This window comes from Novosphingobium sp., assembly GCF_040398825.1.
Lineage (GTDB): Bacteria > Pseudomonadota > Alphaproteobacteria > Sphingomonadales > Sphingomonadaceae > Novosphingobium.
Map to the genome: position 1 here is coordinate 48511 of NZ_JBBATI010000004.1, position 15632 is coordinate 64142.

15 protein-coding genes are annotated in these 15632 nt (G+C 63.9%); 4 read left to right on the plus strand and 11 right to left on the minus strand.

What is annotated here, in order from left to right; genetic code table 11:
• Nucleotides 1-102: 102 nt before the first annotated feature.
• From ABWP89_RS03460 to ABWP89_RS03505, 10 genes are read right to left on the minus strand one after another with little or no spacing between them, the layout of a single operon-like run.
• A complete protein-coding gene (locus ABWP89_RS03460) occupies nucleotides 103-1254 on the minus strand; it encodes an acetyl-CoA C-acetyltransferase (protein ID WP_353227258.1) in 1152 nt (383 codons plus the stop codon).
• Between the two features lies 1 nt (nucleotide 1255).
• The gene (locus ABWP89_RS03465; protein ID WP_353227259.1) at nucleotides 1256-2296 is read right to left on the minus strand and encodes an acyl-CoA dehydrogenase family protein; all 1041 of its coding nucleotides are present in this window, start codon (nucleotides 2294-2296) and stop codon (nucleotides 1256-1258) included.
• 14 nt (nucleotides 2297-2310) lie between these two features.
• Nucleotides 2311-3456, minus strand: a complete 1146-nt coding sequence (locus ABWP89_RS03470) for an acyl-CoA dehydrogenase (protein WP_353227260.1) — start codon at nucleotides 3454-3456, stop codon at nucleotides 2311-2313.
• Nucleotides 3456-4211, minus strand: coding sequence for an enoyl-CoA hydratase family protein (locus ABWP89_RS03475; protein WP_353227261.1), 756 nt, complete (start codon nucleotides 4209-4211; stop codon nucleotides 3456-3458). The genes ABWP89_RS03470 and ABWP89_RS03475 overlap by 1 nt, the downstream gene beginning before the upstream one ends.
• A gap of 20 nt (nucleotides 4212-4231) precedes the next feature.
• On the minus strand, nucleotides 4232-5329 hold the full coding sequence (locus tag ABWP89_RS03480) for an NAD(P)H-dependent flavin oxidoreductase (protein ID WP_353227263.1): 1098 nt from the start codon (nucleotides 5327-5329) through the stop codon (nucleotides 4232-4234).
• A complete protein-coding gene (locus ABWP89_RS03485; protein ID WP_353227264.1) occupies nucleotides 5329-6225 on the minus strand; it encodes an enoyl-CoA hydratase in 897 nt (298 codons plus the stop codon). The genes ABWP89_RS03480 and ABWP89_RS03485 overlap by 1 nt, the downstream gene beginning before the upstream one ends.
• A gap of 14 nt (nucleotides 6226-6239) precedes the next feature.
• On the minus strand, nucleotides 6240-7028 hold the full coding sequence (locus tag ABWP89_RS03490) for a CoA-transferase subunit beta (protein ID WP_353227265.1): 789 nt from the start codon (nucleotides 7026-7028) through the stop codon (nucleotides 6240-6242).
• 13 nt (nucleotides 7029-7041) lie between these two features.
• On the minus strand, nucleotides 7042-7911 hold the full coding sequence (locus ABWP89_RS03495) for a CoA transferase subunit A (RefSeq protein ID WP_353227266.1): 870 nt from the start codon (nucleotides 7909-7911) through the stop codon (nucleotides 7042-7044).
• Nucleotides 7912-7925: 14 nt separating this feature from the next.
• Complete coding sequence (locus ABWP89_RS03500) at nucleotides 7926-8861, minus strand: VOC family protein (protein WP_353227267.1); 936 nt, start codon at nucleotides 8859-8861, stop codon at nucleotides 7926-7928.
• Entirely contained in the window at nucleotides 8861-9622 is a 762-nt protein-coding gene (locus ABWP89_RS03505; protein ID WP_353227268.1) for an SDR family oxidoreductase, read from the minus strand. Before ABWP89_RS03505 ends, ABWP89_RS03500 begins: the two co-directional genes overlap by 1 nt.
• A 373-nt stretch (nucleotides 9623-9995) precedes the next feature.
• On the opposite strand from ABWP89_RS03505, the gene ABWP89_RS03510 reads away from it, so the two are divergent.
• Nucleotides 9996-10745: an SDR family NAD(P)-dependent oxidoreductase gene (locus ABWP89_RS03510; RefSeq protein ID WP_353227269.1), complete on the plus strand. Its 750-nt coding sequence runs from the start codon at nucleotides 9996-9998 to the stop codon at nucleotides 10743-10745.
• Nucleotides 10746-10773: 28 nt separating this feature from the next.
• Here the strand turns inward: ABWP89_RS03510 and ABWP89_RS03515 are convergent, their stop codons facing one another.
• The gene (locus tag ABWP89_RS03515) at nucleotides 10774-12378 is read right to left on the minus strand and encodes a flavin-containing monooxygenase (RefSeq protein WP_353227270.1); all 1605 of its coding nucleotides are present in this window, start codon (nucleotides 12376-12378) and stop codon (nucleotides 10774-10776) included.
• Nucleotides 12379-12763: 385 nt separating this feature from the next.
• On the opposite strand from ABWP89_RS03515, the gene ABWP89_RS03520 reads away from it, so the two are divergent.
• Genes ABWP89_RS03520 through ABWP89_RS03530 form a run of 3 tightly spaced genes read left to right on the plus strand, consistent with a single transcriptional unit; the run spans nucleotide 12764 to nucleotide 15626 of the window.
• Nucleotides 12764-13978 (plus strand): acyl-CoA dehydrogenase family protein, encoded by a 1215-nt coding sequence (locus ABWP89_RS03520; protein WP_353227272.1) that lies wholly within the window; start codon nucleotides 12764-12766, stop codon nucleotides 13976-13978.
• Between the two features lie 18 nt (nucleotides 13979-13996).
• On the plus strand, nucleotides 13997-14827 hold the full coding sequence (locus ABWP89_RS03525; protein ID WP_353227274.1) for an alpha/beta fold hydrolase: 831 nt from the start codon (nucleotides 13997-13999) through the stop codon (nucleotides 14825-14827).
• Nucleotides 14814-15626 (plus strand): fumarylacetoacetate hydrolase family protein, encoded by an 813-nt coding sequence (locus ABWP89_RS03530; RefSeq protein WP_353227276.1) that lies wholly within the window; start codon nucleotides 14814-14816, stop codon nucleotides 15624-15626. The genes ABWP89_RS03525 and ABWP89_RS03530 overlap by 14 nt, the downstream gene beginning before the upstream one ends.
• Nucleotides 15627-15632 lie beyond the last annotated feature (6 nt).

Sequence of the window (15632 nt, forward strand, 5' to 3'; positions counted from 1 at the left end):
TGGCGATGGCACGCGTCCCACGGGCGCTGGACACCCCTCCCCAACCCCTCCCCTGAGGGGAGGGGCCTGGTGTTTGGCGCAGGTTGGGCGCCCCGCATCATGTCATAGCCGTTCGATGATGGTGACGTTGGCCTGCCCGCCGCCTTCGCACATGGTTTGCAGGCCATAACGCCCGCCCGTGCGCTCCAGCGCATTGAGCAAAGTGGTCATCAGCTTGGCCCCGGTCGAACCGATCGGATGGCCCAGCGCGATCGCCCCGCCCTGCACATTGACCTTGTCGTGCGGGATAGCGAGCTCCTTCATCCAGGCCAGCGTGACCGAGGCGAACGCCTCGTTGCATTCGAACAGGTCGATATCCTCCACCCGCATCCCGGCCTTGTTCAGCGCATAGCGGGTGGCGGCGATCGGCCCGGTCAGCATCCACACCGGGTTGTCGGCACGCACCGACAAGTGATGGATGCGCGCGCGCGGTGTGAACCCGTGATCGCGTACCGCGCGTTCGCTGGCGATCAGCAGCGCGGCGGCGCAATCGCTGTTCTGGCTGGCATTGCCGGCGGTCACGCGCCCGCCTTCGCGCACGGGTTTGAGCGTGGCCAGTCCTTCGAGCGTGGTGCCGGGGCGGATCGTTTCATCGCGGTCCAGCCCGGCCAGCGGCGCGATTTCGGCCTGGAACCAGCCGGCCTCAGTCGCGGCGTGGGCGCGCATGTGGCTGGCATAGGCAAACGCGTCGAGCTCTTCGCGGGTGATCTGCCACTTTTCGGCGATCATCTCGGCCGAACGGATCTGGTTCACTTCCTGATCGCCATAGCGCGCGTCCCAGCCGGTGGAACCGATGAACGGGCTGTCAAAGCCATAAGTCTGCCCGGCGATCATCGCCGCCATGATCGGAATGCGGTTCATCGCCTGACTGCCACCGGCCACCACGATATCCTGCGTGCCGCTCATCACGCCCTGCGCGGCAAAATGCACGGCCTGCTGCGCGCTGCCGCATTGCCGGTCGATGGTTACGCCGGGCACGTCTTCGGGCAGGCCCGCGACCAGCCAGGCGGTGCGGCCGATATCGCCGGCCTGCCCGCCGATGGTTTCGGTGCAGCCCCACACCACGTCTTCGACCAGCGCCGGATCGAACGCATTGCGTTCCATCAGCGCCTTGATCGGATGCGCGGCCAGATCGGCCGGATGCAAATGCGCCAGGCTGCCCTTTTTGCGGCCGACGGGGGCACGGATGGCGTCGATGATATAGGCTTCAGGCATCTCAGGCCTCGTTTTCAAAAAGTGGGTCTTGGGCAAAAGTCTGGTCCGGACCGGCCAGGCGGGTAAACAGGCGGGCGCCGACGCGGGCGCGGTGAAACGCGGGTGTGCCCCAGCTGTTGGTCAGGGCGAGCGCGCGTTTCAAAAACAGGTGCACGTCCACTTCCCATGAATAGCCCATGGCGCCATGCACCTGGATTGACGCGCGCGCCGCGTTGTCGGCCGCTTCAAGCGCCACGATCTTGGCATGGCTGACCCGGGCTTGAGCGAAAATGTCGCGCTGACCGATCTGCGCGGCGGCAGCGATCACCACCGGGCGGGCAAATTCGATCGCCACTTGCGCGCTGGCGAGGTGATGCTTGACCGCCTGGTACGATCCGATCGGTTTGCCAAACTGGGTGCGATCCTTGGCGTAAGCCACTGCCAGATCGACCGCGCGTTGCGCCAGCCCAATCCCCTGCGCCGCAGCAAACAGCGCTGCGCGATCGAGCGCCTGTGCCCAGTCGGCCAGGCCAAGGTCCACCGCATGGTCCGGGTCCCAATCCACGCGAAACAGCCGGCGCAGCGGATCGATGGTCGCCACCGGGGTCAGCGTGACCTGATCGGGCGTAGCGAGAAAGGCATGACCGTCGCGTTCCAGCAGCAGCGCGTGGGCCACGTCGGCGTGGGCCACGACCGGGTTGCAAGCGGGCGCAATCGCGATGATCACGGCCGGATCGGCCAGCAGCGGATGACCGGGCGCCAGCGCCGCCAGCATCGGTGCGGCGATCCCGGCAGATTCCACCAGCGGTTCGGGCAAGGCCACATATCCGGCGGCCTGTGCGATCAGCGCAAAGTCGAGCTCGGTCAGGCCAAGCCCGCCTGCGGATTCGGGCAGCAGCAGGGTGGTAAAGCCATTTTCGGCAATCTGCGCCCAGCGTGCCGCATCGAACGCCGTATCGGTCTGCATCATGCGGCGCCAATGATCGGGCGTGCAGGTTTCCCCGAACAGCGTCGCTGCGGCTTGCGCAAACATGGTCTGTTCGTCGCTGAAGGTGAAGTCCATCGGTTCGTCCCCCTTCAGCGCGGCAGGCCGAGCATGCGCTCGGCGATGATATTGCGCTGAATCTCGTTCGAACCGGCATAGATCGGCCCGGCGAGCGAAAAGATGAAATCATCGAGCCAGTCGTGCACGCCGGGTTCAGGCAGCAGCTCCGCCTCTGCCCCCAGGATGGCCAGCGCGGTCTGGTTGAGGTGGATGTCCATTTCCGACCAGAAAATCTTGTTGGTGCTCGCCTCCGGCCCGATCTTGGCGCCGGCCATCAGCCGCGATGCGGTTTGATAGATGTTGAGCGCATAGGCCTCTGCATTCATGAACGCGCGCACCACATCGGCCTCCAGCGCGGGATCGGCGCTGTTGCCGCGCGTGCGCCACAGATCGGCCAGTGCAGCCGCCGCCACCTGATACCGCGCCGGGCTGCGCAGCATCAGCCCGCGTTCAAACCCGGCGGTGGCCATGCAGATGTGCCAGCCCTGGCCTTCATCGCCCAGCCGGTTGAACGCCGGCACGCGCACGTCCTCCAGCAGCACTTCGGCAAAACCGACATGGCCGTTGATCTTGCGGATCGGGTTGCGCGTGACGCCAGGCGCAGTGAGCGGGAAAAAGATCAGGCTCATGCCCTTGTGCCGCTCGCTGCCGGGTTCGCGGAACAGCCCGAATGCCCAGTCGGCAAAAACGGCGCGGCTTGACCAGATCTTGTGGCCATTCAAAACATAGTCGTCGCCATCGCGCCGCGCAGTGGCGCGTACCCCGGCGAGGTCAGACCCGGCCTGCGGTTCGGACCAGGCCTGCGCCCAGATTTCCTCTCCACTGGCCATCGGCGGCAGGAACCGCTGTTTCTGTGCGTGGGTGCCAAATTCCATCAGCGTCGGGCCAAGCAGGAAAATCCCGTTCTGGTTGACCCGCCCGGGTGCGCCGGCGCGGTAGTATTCTTCTTCAAAGATCAGCCACTGGATCAGGTCCAGCCCGCGCCCGCCATATTCGTGCGGCCAGGTGACCATGCCCCATTCGCCCGATTTCAGCGTCGCTTCCCAGGCACGGTGCGCCTCGAACCCGGCGCGGCTGGCGTCATAATGTTCCAGCGGGTGCGCCGGCACATGCGCCTGCATCCACGCGCGCACTTCAGCGCGGAAAGCCTGCTGTTCGGGAGTATACGCCAGGTGCATCAGAACTTTGCCGCCTTGCCGGTTTCGACAAACGCATCGCGCGCCTTTTGACTGTCTTCGTGCATGTACATTTCCAACGTAAAGCCCTGTTCCCAGCGGTAGCCGCGATCGACATCGCGCGGCTCCAGGCCGTTGAGCGCCTCTTTGGCCATCACCAGCGCCTTGCGGCTCTTGCCCGCGATCACCGCGCAGAATGCATGCGCCTCGGCCACCAGATCGGCGCGCGGCACGACCTTTTCGACCGCGCCCAGCCGCCAGGCTTCGGCCGCGGGGATGGTGCCACCGGTAAAGAATGCCGCGCGCACTTTGTGCAGCGGCAGCATCCGCGACAGGTGACTGGCGCCGCCCATCGCGCCGCGATCAACCTCTGGCAGCGAAAAGAACGCATCGTCAGCGGCGATGATCACGTCGCTGGCCCCGCAGATGCCGATGCCGCCGCCGATCACGAACTTGTGCGCGGCCACCACCACCGGAATTTCCGCGTCGCGGATCGCCTTGAAGGTCAGGTAATTGCCACGGTTGAGCACGGTGATGCGTTCGGGATGCGCCTGCATTTCCTTGATATCGACCCCGCCGCAAAATCCGCGCGCGGTTTCAGCGGCGCGGATCAGCACGACATTGGCATCCGGATCGCTGGCGGCTGCGCGGATCAGCGCGGGGATCGACAGCCAGGTTTCGCTGTCGAACGCATTGACCGGCGGGTGGTCGAACACGATTTCCGCGATGCGGTCCTTGACGGTCAGCGTGATGGGCATGGTGATGTCCTTATTGATGTTCAGGCCGCACAGGCCACCTGCGGCACGCCCAGCGCGGCCAGCCGGCTTTCCGCCTCGGCCATGATGCGGTCGACCAGTTCGGCGCAGCTGGGCACTTCGCCGATCCGCCCGGCGACGACGCCGGTGGCCATCACGCCGTGTTCGATGTCGCCATCAACCACCGCCTTTTGGATCAGCATGGGCATCGTCGCAGCCATGATCGCCTGGCGCAGCGGCACATCGCCGTGCCCGGTCATCCCGCGCGCGGCGCGGATAAAATGCAGCCACGATGCGCCGGTCTGGCGTTTCATGTCGCGCCCGGCCTCAAACGCGCGCAGCCACATGCCGATCGTGCCGGATTTTTCGATCCGGTCCAGCAACGGCGTGCGCACCATGCGCTGCGGAATGCCGTCGAGCCGCGTGGTCACGATGATCTGGTCGGTGCCGGCCCGCAGATAGGCAGCCTTGGCATTGTCGGGCACCGGGCTTTCGCGAGTCAGCAAAAACCGCGTGCCCATCGCGATGCCGACCGCACTATAGGCCAGCGCCGCCACCAGCCCGCGGCCATCGCCAAACCCGCCCGAGGCTATCACCGGCACTTTGACAGCATCCAGCACTTGCGGCAGCAGCACGGTGGTCGGCACCGATCCGGTGTGCCCGCCGCCTTCGCCGCCCTGCACGGTCACCATGTCGACGCCAAGCTCGACCATCTTTTGCGCGTGTTTCACCGCGCCCACGGTGGGAATGCACAGGATGCCGGCATCCTTGAACCGCCCGATCATTTTCGCATTCGGCCCGCGGCCAAAGCTGACCGCGCGTACTTGTTCACGGTTGGCCAGGATCAGATCGACAATCGCATCGGCACCGGGCTGAAACGAATGAAAATTCACCCCGAACGGCCGGTCGGTGCCCTGCCGCACCGCCAGCAATTTGGTGCGGCATTCATCCGGCGTCATCACCGCCGCGCCCAGAAACCCGAACGCGCCGGCATTGCTGCTGGCAATCACCAGCGACGGTTCCGCCACCCAGCCCATCGCGGTCTGGATGATCGGCACGCGGCAACCCAGCCGCTCGGTCAACACGGTGTGCAGTGCGCCAAAAGACGTTGAAGCTGGCATCAGCCTTCGCCGGCCTGCTTCTTGTTGGCGGCGGCCATTTCCTTGGCGCCCAGGCCGCCGATCGAATTGCCCTGCACCAGGTCGTTCTGGGCATGGGCAAAATGGTGCATGTGGAACACGGCGTCCATTGCGCTGCGCTTGCCGCGCAATTCTTCGACATGGTTCAATGCCTGCTTGGTCAGCCAGTTGCCCAGGCGCGGTTGCGCCGCCAGCCTGGCCGCCCACGCCGCCGTCGCCGCACGCAGTTCATCGCGCGGCACGACCTTGTTGACCATGCCGAACTGGTACGCACGCGCCGCGGGCATGCGTTCGCCCAGCAGCAGAAATTCCTTGGCGACGCGCGGCGGCAGTTCAAACCCGTGCGCGAAATATTCGACCCCGGGGATGCCCATGCGGTTGACCGGGTCCTGAAAAAACGCGTCTTCGCTGGCCACGATCAGGTCGCACACCCAGGCCAGCATCAGCCCGCCGGCGATGCAGGCGCCCTGCACCATCGCCACGGTCGGTTTGGAAATATCGCGCCAGCGCCGGCACATGCCCAGGTATTGTTCCTGTTCACGCGTATAAAGCAGCTCGGCCGCCGGCTTGTTGACATGGCCCTGCACCATCAGCCGGTTTTCAAACGGTTTGTGCAAGTCGCGTCCGGGGGTGCCGATGTCGTGGCCGGCCGAAAAATGCTTGCCATTGCCGGCCAGCACGATCGCCCGCACCGCATCATCCTGCACCGCGCGGTTGAACGCATCATCCAGCGCATAAGTCATCTGCCCGTTTTGCGCGTTGTGAAAATCCGGGCGATTCATGGTGATCCACGCCACCGCACCGTCGACCTCATAGAGGACCGGGTGTTCGGTTTCATAGACCACATCAACTTTGCGCGGCTCGACCAGATCGCTCATCTCAGCATCCTCCTTCAGGCGGCCCGCTGTGCCGGCGGGTTGTCCTTGAATATCGTCGCACGCACGTTGTTGGGGTCAAGCCTGGCGATCACCGCCAGCTGTTCGTCAGTCGGCACCGGCGTTGCGGGAATGGCATCGGCGATCCGGGCCAACGGGAAACCGGTGTTATCCTGCACCTCGTCAAAGGTGACCCCGGGGTGCAGCGAAACCACGCGCACCTGGTGATCGGGCCCGCCAAAATCCATCACGCACAGGTTGGTGACGATTACCCGCAGGTCGAGCCCCGCGGGCGCCTTGCCGTTCATATACCGCGCCGGATTGTACCCGGCCATGCACACGAAATCGACCTCACCTTCGACAAACGCGCGCTTGTTGTGGCTGGGGAAGAAAAAGCTGTTGGGGTGAACGATCGAATTGCCGGGAAAGCCACGCGCGCCCAGCATCGCCGATTTCGGTTTGTCGTGGCTGCCGATCACGCTGATGTTGGCCTGGCCGAAACGGTCGAACTGCACCGGGCCGACCATCGAATGGCGGCGGCCGCCCCACAGCGCCGCGAACACGCGTTCATAATTGGCCACGCCTTCATAGACGATCGGCCCGGTGCGCTTGCCCGGCGGGACCGGTTCATCGCCGTACAGGTATTCGCCATCGGTGGTCTGCAGCGCGGGGTTGTACAGCGTCTTGGCCAGCGCAGAGCCAAGCCGGGGCAACGGGCCGATCCCGGTTGCCATCAATTCACCGTCGTGGCGCCAGGCCTGCGCGCAGGCGAGGATGACGAGGTCTGCCAGGGTGGCTTCGGTCATGGTGTCATCCTCCTCAATAAACCGGGCGAGGCAGCGCGCGCAGCGTCTCGGCACCGCCCACGGCGGCGAGGTAATCGGCATCGCTGACGTCGATGAACGTCTTGCGATAGTCGGCCCAGGCCTCGGGCGAGGCAGCGCTGTCGACGTAGGTTTTCAGATGCTTGAGATCGAGGTGATATTCCGGGTTGGCGCTGGTCGGGTGCGCACCGAACGGTGCCTCCACCACGCCGGTGATGCGCGCGCGCTCTACCAGCGCAAAACGCGCGTTGGCCTCGATATCGAGATCGGCGGTCGATACCACCTGTTCGACGCTGGCGTAGACCTTGGGCGCGGCCCGCGTGAACAGTTCATCAAAGAACGGATCGGGCGAGGTGACCAGCAGGTTGCCCTTTTGATCCGAGCGTTGCGCATGGATCAGCGCGACATCCAGGTTGAGCGCCGGCATCGCGATCAGTTCCTCACCATCGTCATAAGGGCTGGTCACCGTTTTAAAGGTAAAGCCCTTTTGCGTGATGATGTCGGTGCCGATGCCCACCCGCGTGGGCAGGAACGGCAGGTGCATGGCGGCGGCGCGCAGGCCCCAGTGGAACATGCCTTCATCCAGTTCCAGCACCTCGATCGCGCCGCTTTGCCGGGCGGCGCGGAAATGCGGTTCCAGCGGATAATGGTCAAGGCTGACGAACGCGAACACCAGCTTTTTCACTTTGCCCGCCGCGCACAGCATGCCGACATCCGGCCCGCCATAGGACACCACGGTCAGATCCTTTACGTCGGACCGCAGGATCGCGCGCACCAGCGCCATCGGCTTGCGCCGCGTGGCCCAGCCGCCGATGCCGATGGTCATACCGTCGGACAGTTGCGCGACGACGTCGTCGGCGCTCATCCGCTTGTCCAAAATCACGCTGTTTCTCCCTGTGTGGCCTGTTCTTCCATGGCCTTTTGCCAGGCCCAGACATGGCCCCATTCGCTGGGCTGCAGGTGCGCGGTGGGAACCCAGGTGGCCGGATCGATCACCAGCGGGTCGGACCCCACTTCCAGGTCGAACCCGCCCGGCGTCTGCATGTAAAAGCCGAAAGTCTGATCGTTGACATGCCGGCCGATCGTGGCGCTTTCGGGGACCTTGTTCAGCCGCATGCGGTCATGACATTTGCCCACGTCGCTTTGCGTTTTCATCTCCAGCATCAGATGCACGCAACCGGATGGCGGCGCTGGCATCTGCCCCAGCGCGACCGAATGGTGGCGGCCGTTTTGCGCATGCATGAACGCAAAACCCATGCCGGGATCGCCCGGATCATCGCTGAAATGAAAGCGCGGGATATCGGTATCGCCAAAGCCTATGCCCTTGTAAAAGGCATAGGTTTCATCGAAATTCAGCGCGGCAAACACCGCATGGCCCATGCCCATGGCGCCGGTCACAAAACCGCTGACGCCCGCCGGCGACACAAAGGCAACGTGATCGCGGGTGTCCCCGTGAAAGAATTCCAGACCATTGCCAGCGGGATCGCTGGTGCGGAAACAGGCCGCAACACCGCGGGCGCTGGCGTCTTCGGCACTGAGGTCGGCCACCGGCCGGCCAAGCGCGGCGATCTGCGCACGCAGGGCCGCCAATTCGGCGGCATCGCCCACTTCATAGGCCGCCGCCAGCAGCCGCTCGGTGTCACCCGCCTCTATCCGAAAACGGAACGGCCGGTCATCGATGCGGTACAGCGCGGCGCCATCGGGCGCATGCCCGGCGTCCATCACGCCGACGACTTGCGTCATGAAATGGCGCCATTCGGCCGCCTTTGCGGTTGCGATCACGACATAACCAAGCGCCTTGATGCCCATGGCCATCAGCCTCCTTTGACCAGATCGAGGAAATACGGGCGTTCGCCGCCACCATCGACATTGATGCGCGCGCCGCTGACCCACGCGGCCAGATCGGAACACAACCACAGCACCGCGCCGGCGATATCATCACCATGGCCCATGCGTTGCAGCGGCAGCGATCGTGCCACGGCGGCCTGCGCGGCCGCGTCGCCATAGGTGTCACCGCTGTTTTCGGTCTGCATCAGCCCGGCGATGATGGCGTTGACGCGGATGCCGTCTGGCCCCCATTCCTGCGCCAGGCTTTGCGTCAGGCTAAGCAATCCGGCCTTGGCCGCGCCATAGGCGGCGGTCATCGGCGACGGGCGGGTGCCCGAAACACTGGCGATATTGACGATGGAGCCAGCCCCGGCGCGCTGCATATGCGCATAAGCCGCCTGCGCCAGATACATCGGTGCATGCAGGTTGAGCCGCAGGATCGCATCGAAAAAGCGCGGGCTTGCCGTCGCTGCCGCCGCCTGCGGTGATCCGCCGGCATTGTTGACCAGGATGTCGATCCGGCCAAATTCCGCCGCCACGCCATCGACCAGCGCCTTTGCCTGTTCGGCATCACGGATATCGGCGCCGCGGAACGCGATCCCGTCGGGCAGGCTGTCGGGCGCATTGCGGGCACACACCACCACCCGCGCGCCAGCATGGGCCAGCGCCATCGCGATGCGCAGGCCCAGCCCGCGGGTGCCGCCGGTGACCAGGGCCACGCGGCCATCAAGATCGATACCCGCCTTCATGGTTGTCCTGCCCGATAAAGGGCGCACTCTCCCGATTTGCCCGGTTGTTCGCAGTGGTGATTTTCGATCCTGCGCCGGATTCGAATTTGCATATATCGAAGGCTCTGATGCATTTCAATTGACGATTTGCGTACCATAGTGCTTTTAAAATTACGCGTGCAACCAGAAAAGCGGGCAAAACGTTTGATGCGGCGCGCTGGCCATGCGCCGGTCTCACCGGCCGCACCGCCAGCAAATCCGCGACGCCACGTCAATCGTGGAAAATTTCGCGCCGGTCTACGCATATTTTCGTTTTTCATTGAACTTTGCCATGAAATAGGGTGTTTCAATGCCTGCACACAACGCAATCAGCAAAGCCGAGAGGGAACCAGACATGCTGCTGAAAGACACCGTCGCGATTGTCACCGGCGCCGCGCGCGGCGTGGCCAAGGGCGTGGCCACCGCCATGGTCAAGGCCGGCGCCAGCGTGCTGATCGTGGACCGCGAAATCGCGCTGGGTGAAGCCACCGCTGCTGAGCTTGGCACACTGGGCCCCGTGCATTTCATGGGCGTTGACCTAGCCGACCGCGACGCGCTGCCCGGCATTGTTGATGAAGCGGTGCGGCGCTTTGGCCGGCTGGATACGCTGGTCAACGCGGCACAGGCATCTGCGCAAGTGCCGCTGGTGGATATGTCGATCGCACAGATGAACGTGGCGTTTGACACCGGGTTCTGGCCGACGTTTCTGTTGATGCAGGCGGCGTTCCCGCATCTGGTCGCCAACGCCGGATCGGTGATCAATTTCGGCAGCGGCGCGGGCATCCAGGGCATGCCGACGCAGGCGTCGTATGGCGCGGCGAAAGAGGCGATCCGGTCGCTGTCAAAAACCGCAGCGGTCGAATGGGGCGAACACGGCGTGCGCGTCAACATGATCTGCCCATTCGCGCTGTCGCCCGGGGTCGAAACCTGGCGCGAACATTTCCCCCAGGCCTATGCCGGCCAGATCGCCCGCGTGCCGCTGCGCCGGATCGGTGATCCGGAACTGGATATCGGCGGCGCGGCGGTGTTTCTGGCGAGCAGCCTGTCGCGCTATGTTACCGGGCAGACGCTGATGGCCGACGGGGGGCAGACGCGCACGTTTTGATCAAGCGCAGCGGGGCTGCCCAGCGGGGTCACGACCGCACGAACCCCTTGTAGCCGTCCTGCACCGCCCCATTGCTCAATGCGGTATAGCGGGGGAAGCCGCCGACATAGATCATGAAGCCGCCCTTTTTGCCCTCGATATTGCGCGCGTTGTACCAGGAATCGGCGAAGCGGTGGACGGTGGCCATCGACACGGCATTGACCTCGTCCGCCCACCACGCTTCGGCGTCTGGCGTGGTGTCGATGCGCGTATAGCCGTCGCGGGCCATGTCGGCGATGACCCCGGCAGTCCAGTTGACCTGCCATTCGCCTGTGGTGATCATCTGCGCCTGCGCGCCCGGGGTCATTGGCCCGTGGATCATGAACAGGTTGGGAAAGCCGGCGACCATCGCACCAAGATAGGTGGTCGGCCCCTCTGCCCACTTGTCGGCCAGTTTGACGCCGCCCAGCCCTTCGATATCGATACGCATCATCGACCCGGTCAGCGCGTCAAACCCGGTGGCGGTGACGATCACATCCAGCGGATATTCCGCCTCGGCCGTGCGCAGGCCATTTTCGGTGAATTCGACAATCGGCACCGACCGCACATCGACCAGCGTGACATTGTCGCGGTTGTACATTTCGTAATAGCCATTGCCGATGCACAGCCGCTTACCCCCGATCGGATAAGTCGTCGGGCACAGCCGTTCGGCCACGACCGGGTCATGCACGATGCTGCGGATCTTGTTGCGCACAAATTCGCACACGATTTCGTTGGCCGCGCGGTCGGTCTGCACATCGGTGAACGCCACCAGCAGCTGGAACGCGCTTTTCGATTGCCAGCCCTTTTCCAGGATTTCCTCGCGCTGTTCGGGTGTGCAATCCAGCGCGGAATAGCTGGGGTATTCGATCGTCGATACGCCCCAGGTTTGCAGAATGCGCTGCCGGCGCGGGGTATAATCGGCCTTCCATTCCGCTTCATAGGCGGCATCGAGCGGGCGGTTGCCCGATGGCATGCAATAGGCCGGGGTGCGCTGAAATACCGTCAGGTGGTCGGCCTGTTCGGCAATGATCGGCATGGCCTGAATGCCGGTCGACCCGGTGCCGATAAAGCCGACGCGCTGGCCCGAAAAATCGATACCTTCACGCGGCCATTCGGTGGTGTGCAGGATCTTGCCCGGAAACCGGTCACGGCCCGGCCAGGCCGGCACATTGGGGATCGACAGCGCACCCGTCGCAGCGACCACATAGCGGCACACCACGTGATCGCCCCGGCCAGTGTGGACGTGCCAGTGGTTGGTATCGGCATCAAAGCGCAGGCGTTGCACCGGGTTGGACAGGCGGATCGCATCGCGCAAGCCAAACCGGTCGGCCACATGGTTGGCATAGCGTTCCAGATCGGGCTGCGCGGAAAAGTATTCCGGCCACGACCATTCCTGCTGCAGATCTTCGTCGAAGCCATAGGAATATTCGACGCTCTGGATATCCACCCGCGCGCCGGGATAGCGGTTCCAGTACCAGGTGCCGCCCACCCCGTCCCCGGCTTCGAAACACACCACGCTATGTTCGCCGCGCAGCCGGTGGATGGCATAGAGCCCGGAAAAACCTGCACCGATCACGACGACGTCGACAGTTTCGACGGGTTTGCTATCCATCATCCATCCCATGTGTTTGTGGTGTGACGCGGCAGGATCGATCTGCCGCGCCGGCGCGCCATTGCGATCGATTCCTGCATAAGGCTTGCAGTAAAAATCGGCAATTGCGTGCCGGTTGCTTATGCTGGGTTTGATTTGCGTAGTAAACCGTCTATTTCAAAGCGCAAAGGTCTATGCCGCCAGACGCGCGGCCCGGACCGCCAGAAAACCGCACCAAACACGATTGCCAGCAGGATGGGCGTGGACGAAACTGCATGATCGTGGGTTAGAGTGGTTTCTGATTGACGATTTGCGTATCCACTGGCAATAAAAATTACGAATGATACTAAAAACTCCGCCAGCGAGTCGATGCATCACGGGATGGATGGAAGGGAGATAACCAGCAATGGCCGCACTTGCCGCTCTTGTCGCGTCACGCGACACCATTCCGACCGCCGATGAACTGGCCGCACGCGCACGCGCGATGATCCCGGCACTGCGGGCGCGCGCCGCACGGTGTGTGGCCGATCGCGACGTTCCGGCAGAATCGATCGCCGAAATGCAGGAGGCGGGTTTTTTCCGCATCCTGCAGCCCCGCCGCTGGGGCGGTTACGAAATGCACCCCAACGCGTTTTACGATGTGCAAAAGGCGCTGGCCGAAGGATGCATGTCGACCGGGTGGATGTATGGCGTGGTCGGCTGCCACCCCTATGAAATCGCGCTGTTCCACGAAGCGGCGCAGGCCGAAGTGTGGGGCGAAGATCAATCGACGCTGGTATCATCCAGCTATCAGCCGGTCGGCAAAGTCACCGTGGTTGATGGCGGTTTCCGCCTGTCGGGCCGCTGGGGGTTTTCCACCGGGTCGGTGCATTGCCAGTGGGTCGTGCTGGGTGCGCTGGTGCCGTCGGCCGAGCCTGGCGGGGCGCCAGACATGCGCGCATTTCTGTTGCCGCGCCGCGATTACGCCATCGATCGCGATGCCTGGCACGTGTTCGGATTGCAGGGCACCGGCAGCCATGACGTGATCGTCGATGATGTGTTCGTGCCCGAATACCGCACCCACCGGTCGGTCGACGGATTTCTGTGCACCAACCCCGGGCAGGAAACCAATCCCGGGCCGCTGTACACCCTGCCCTGGGCGCAAGTGTTCATGCGGTCGGTTTCCACCGCGGCGTTTGGCGGCGCGCGCGCGGCGATCAATGCCGCGATCGAGATCGCGCAAAGCCGGGTTTCGACCAACACCGGCAAGGCATCGAAAAATGATCCGTTTCTGCTGGCCGCAATCGCCAAAGCGCATGCCCAGGTCATCGAGATGGAACAGACGCTGCGCCTGACCTTTGACGACCTGATGGGCCATGCGACCCGTGGCGAAGCGATCCCGATGGAAAAGCGCACGCTCTATGCCTACAATTCGGCAAGCGTGGTGCGGCGGCTGGCCGAACTGGTGGACGGGATGATGGCGCTGCTGGGTGGCCGGGCGATCTATACCTCCAGCCCGATCATTCAGCCATGGCTGGACCTGCATGCCGGGCGCGCGCATGTTGCCAACGACCCCAACAACCGCACGCAGGATCTGGTCGGGGGTATCCTGGGCCAGGCACCAACCTTTACATTCCTTTGACAACCGGGACCCACGCGCATGGCTGATCTTCGCGTCGCAACCTATCGCGTGACCGGTGGTTACGACATCCACATTCAAGAAGCGGGTGATCCGGCTGCGACGCCGCTGGTGTTTCTGCACGGCAGCGGCCCGGGAGCATCGGGCGCATCGAATTTCCGCCAGAACATCGATGCCTTTGTCGGTGCCGGCTATCGCGTGATCCTGCCCGATCTGATCGGTTATGGTTCCTCGTCAAAGCCGGAAGGGATTGATTACACGCTGCAACTGTTCACCGACACGGTGTACGAGGCGTTGCTGGCGCACGGCATCACCGGTGCCAGTATGGTGGGCAATTCGCTGGGCGGCGGGATTGCGCTGCTGCTGACGCTCGATCACCCGGAATTCACGCGCAATCTGGTGCTGATGGCGCCGGGCTGTGTGGCGCCGCGCGAATCCTATTTCGTGATGCCGGGCATTGCCAAGATGGTGTCGAACTTTGGCGGCCCCGATTTCGATCTGGCCGAACAGAAACGGCTGGTGTCAAACCTGGTCCACCCCGATTTTGCGCCCAACATCACCGATACGCTGGTTGCCGAACGCTTTGCCGTCGCGCGCACCCAGCCAAAGGACGTGCTGGTGCGCATGCGCACGCCGGACCTGTCGCCGCGGCTGGCCGAGATTACCCAGCCGATCATGGTGCTGTGGGGCCTCAACGACGAATTCTGCCCCGAGGCGCATGCGCGCATTTTCCTCGATCATTGCCCCGATGTGCGCGCGCTGACCTTTGGCCGCACCGGCCATTGGGTGCAAGTCGAACGCGCCGCCGAATTCAACGCCTATGCGATCGATTTCCTCGATGCCCGACGCTGAACGGCCCAATCCTGCACGGACTGCGCATTATGGCGCCATGCTGCACGCGGCGCTGCGCGGGCGGCATGTCGTGGCCCCGCTGATTGCGCAGGACCCGTCGCTGACCATCGACCATGCCTATGCCATCAGCCTGGATTTTCTGGCGCGGCGCGTGGCCGAGGGCGAACGCGTGGTCGGCAAGAAGATCGGCGTAACCAGCAAGGCGGTGCAGGACATGCTGGGCGTGCACCAGCCCGATTTCGGATTTCTGACCGACTGGATGCATGTCACCGGCGATATCGACATTGATGCCCGCGCGCTGATCGCGCCGCGTGCAGAGGCAGAAATTGCGTTTATCCTGAAGGACAGCCTGAACGGGCCGGGCGTGACCGCCGCCGATGTGATGGCCGCGACCGAGGCAATCGCGCCGTGTTTCGAAATCGTCGACAGCCGTATCCGCGACTGGAAAATCGGGATTGTCGATACCGTGGCCGACAACGCGTCGTGCGGGGTGTTCGTGATCGGCGCCGAACGGCTTGATCCGCGCGGGCTGGACTTGCCCGGCCTCCATGTGGTGGTCACCAAAAATGGCGCGCCACTTTCCGAAGGTTATGGTCATGCGGTGCAGGGAAATCCGGCGCAGGCAGTGGCCTGGCTGGCCAACACGCTGGGCGCGCATGGCGTTACGCTGGATGCCGGCGACGTGATCCTGTCGGGCAGCCTGGTCCCGCTGGCGCCGGCCACCAAAGGCGACCGTTTTGAAATGACGCTGAGCGATGGCGGCCGGGCGATCGGCAGCTGCGTTGCGAACTTTATCTGAAGGAAT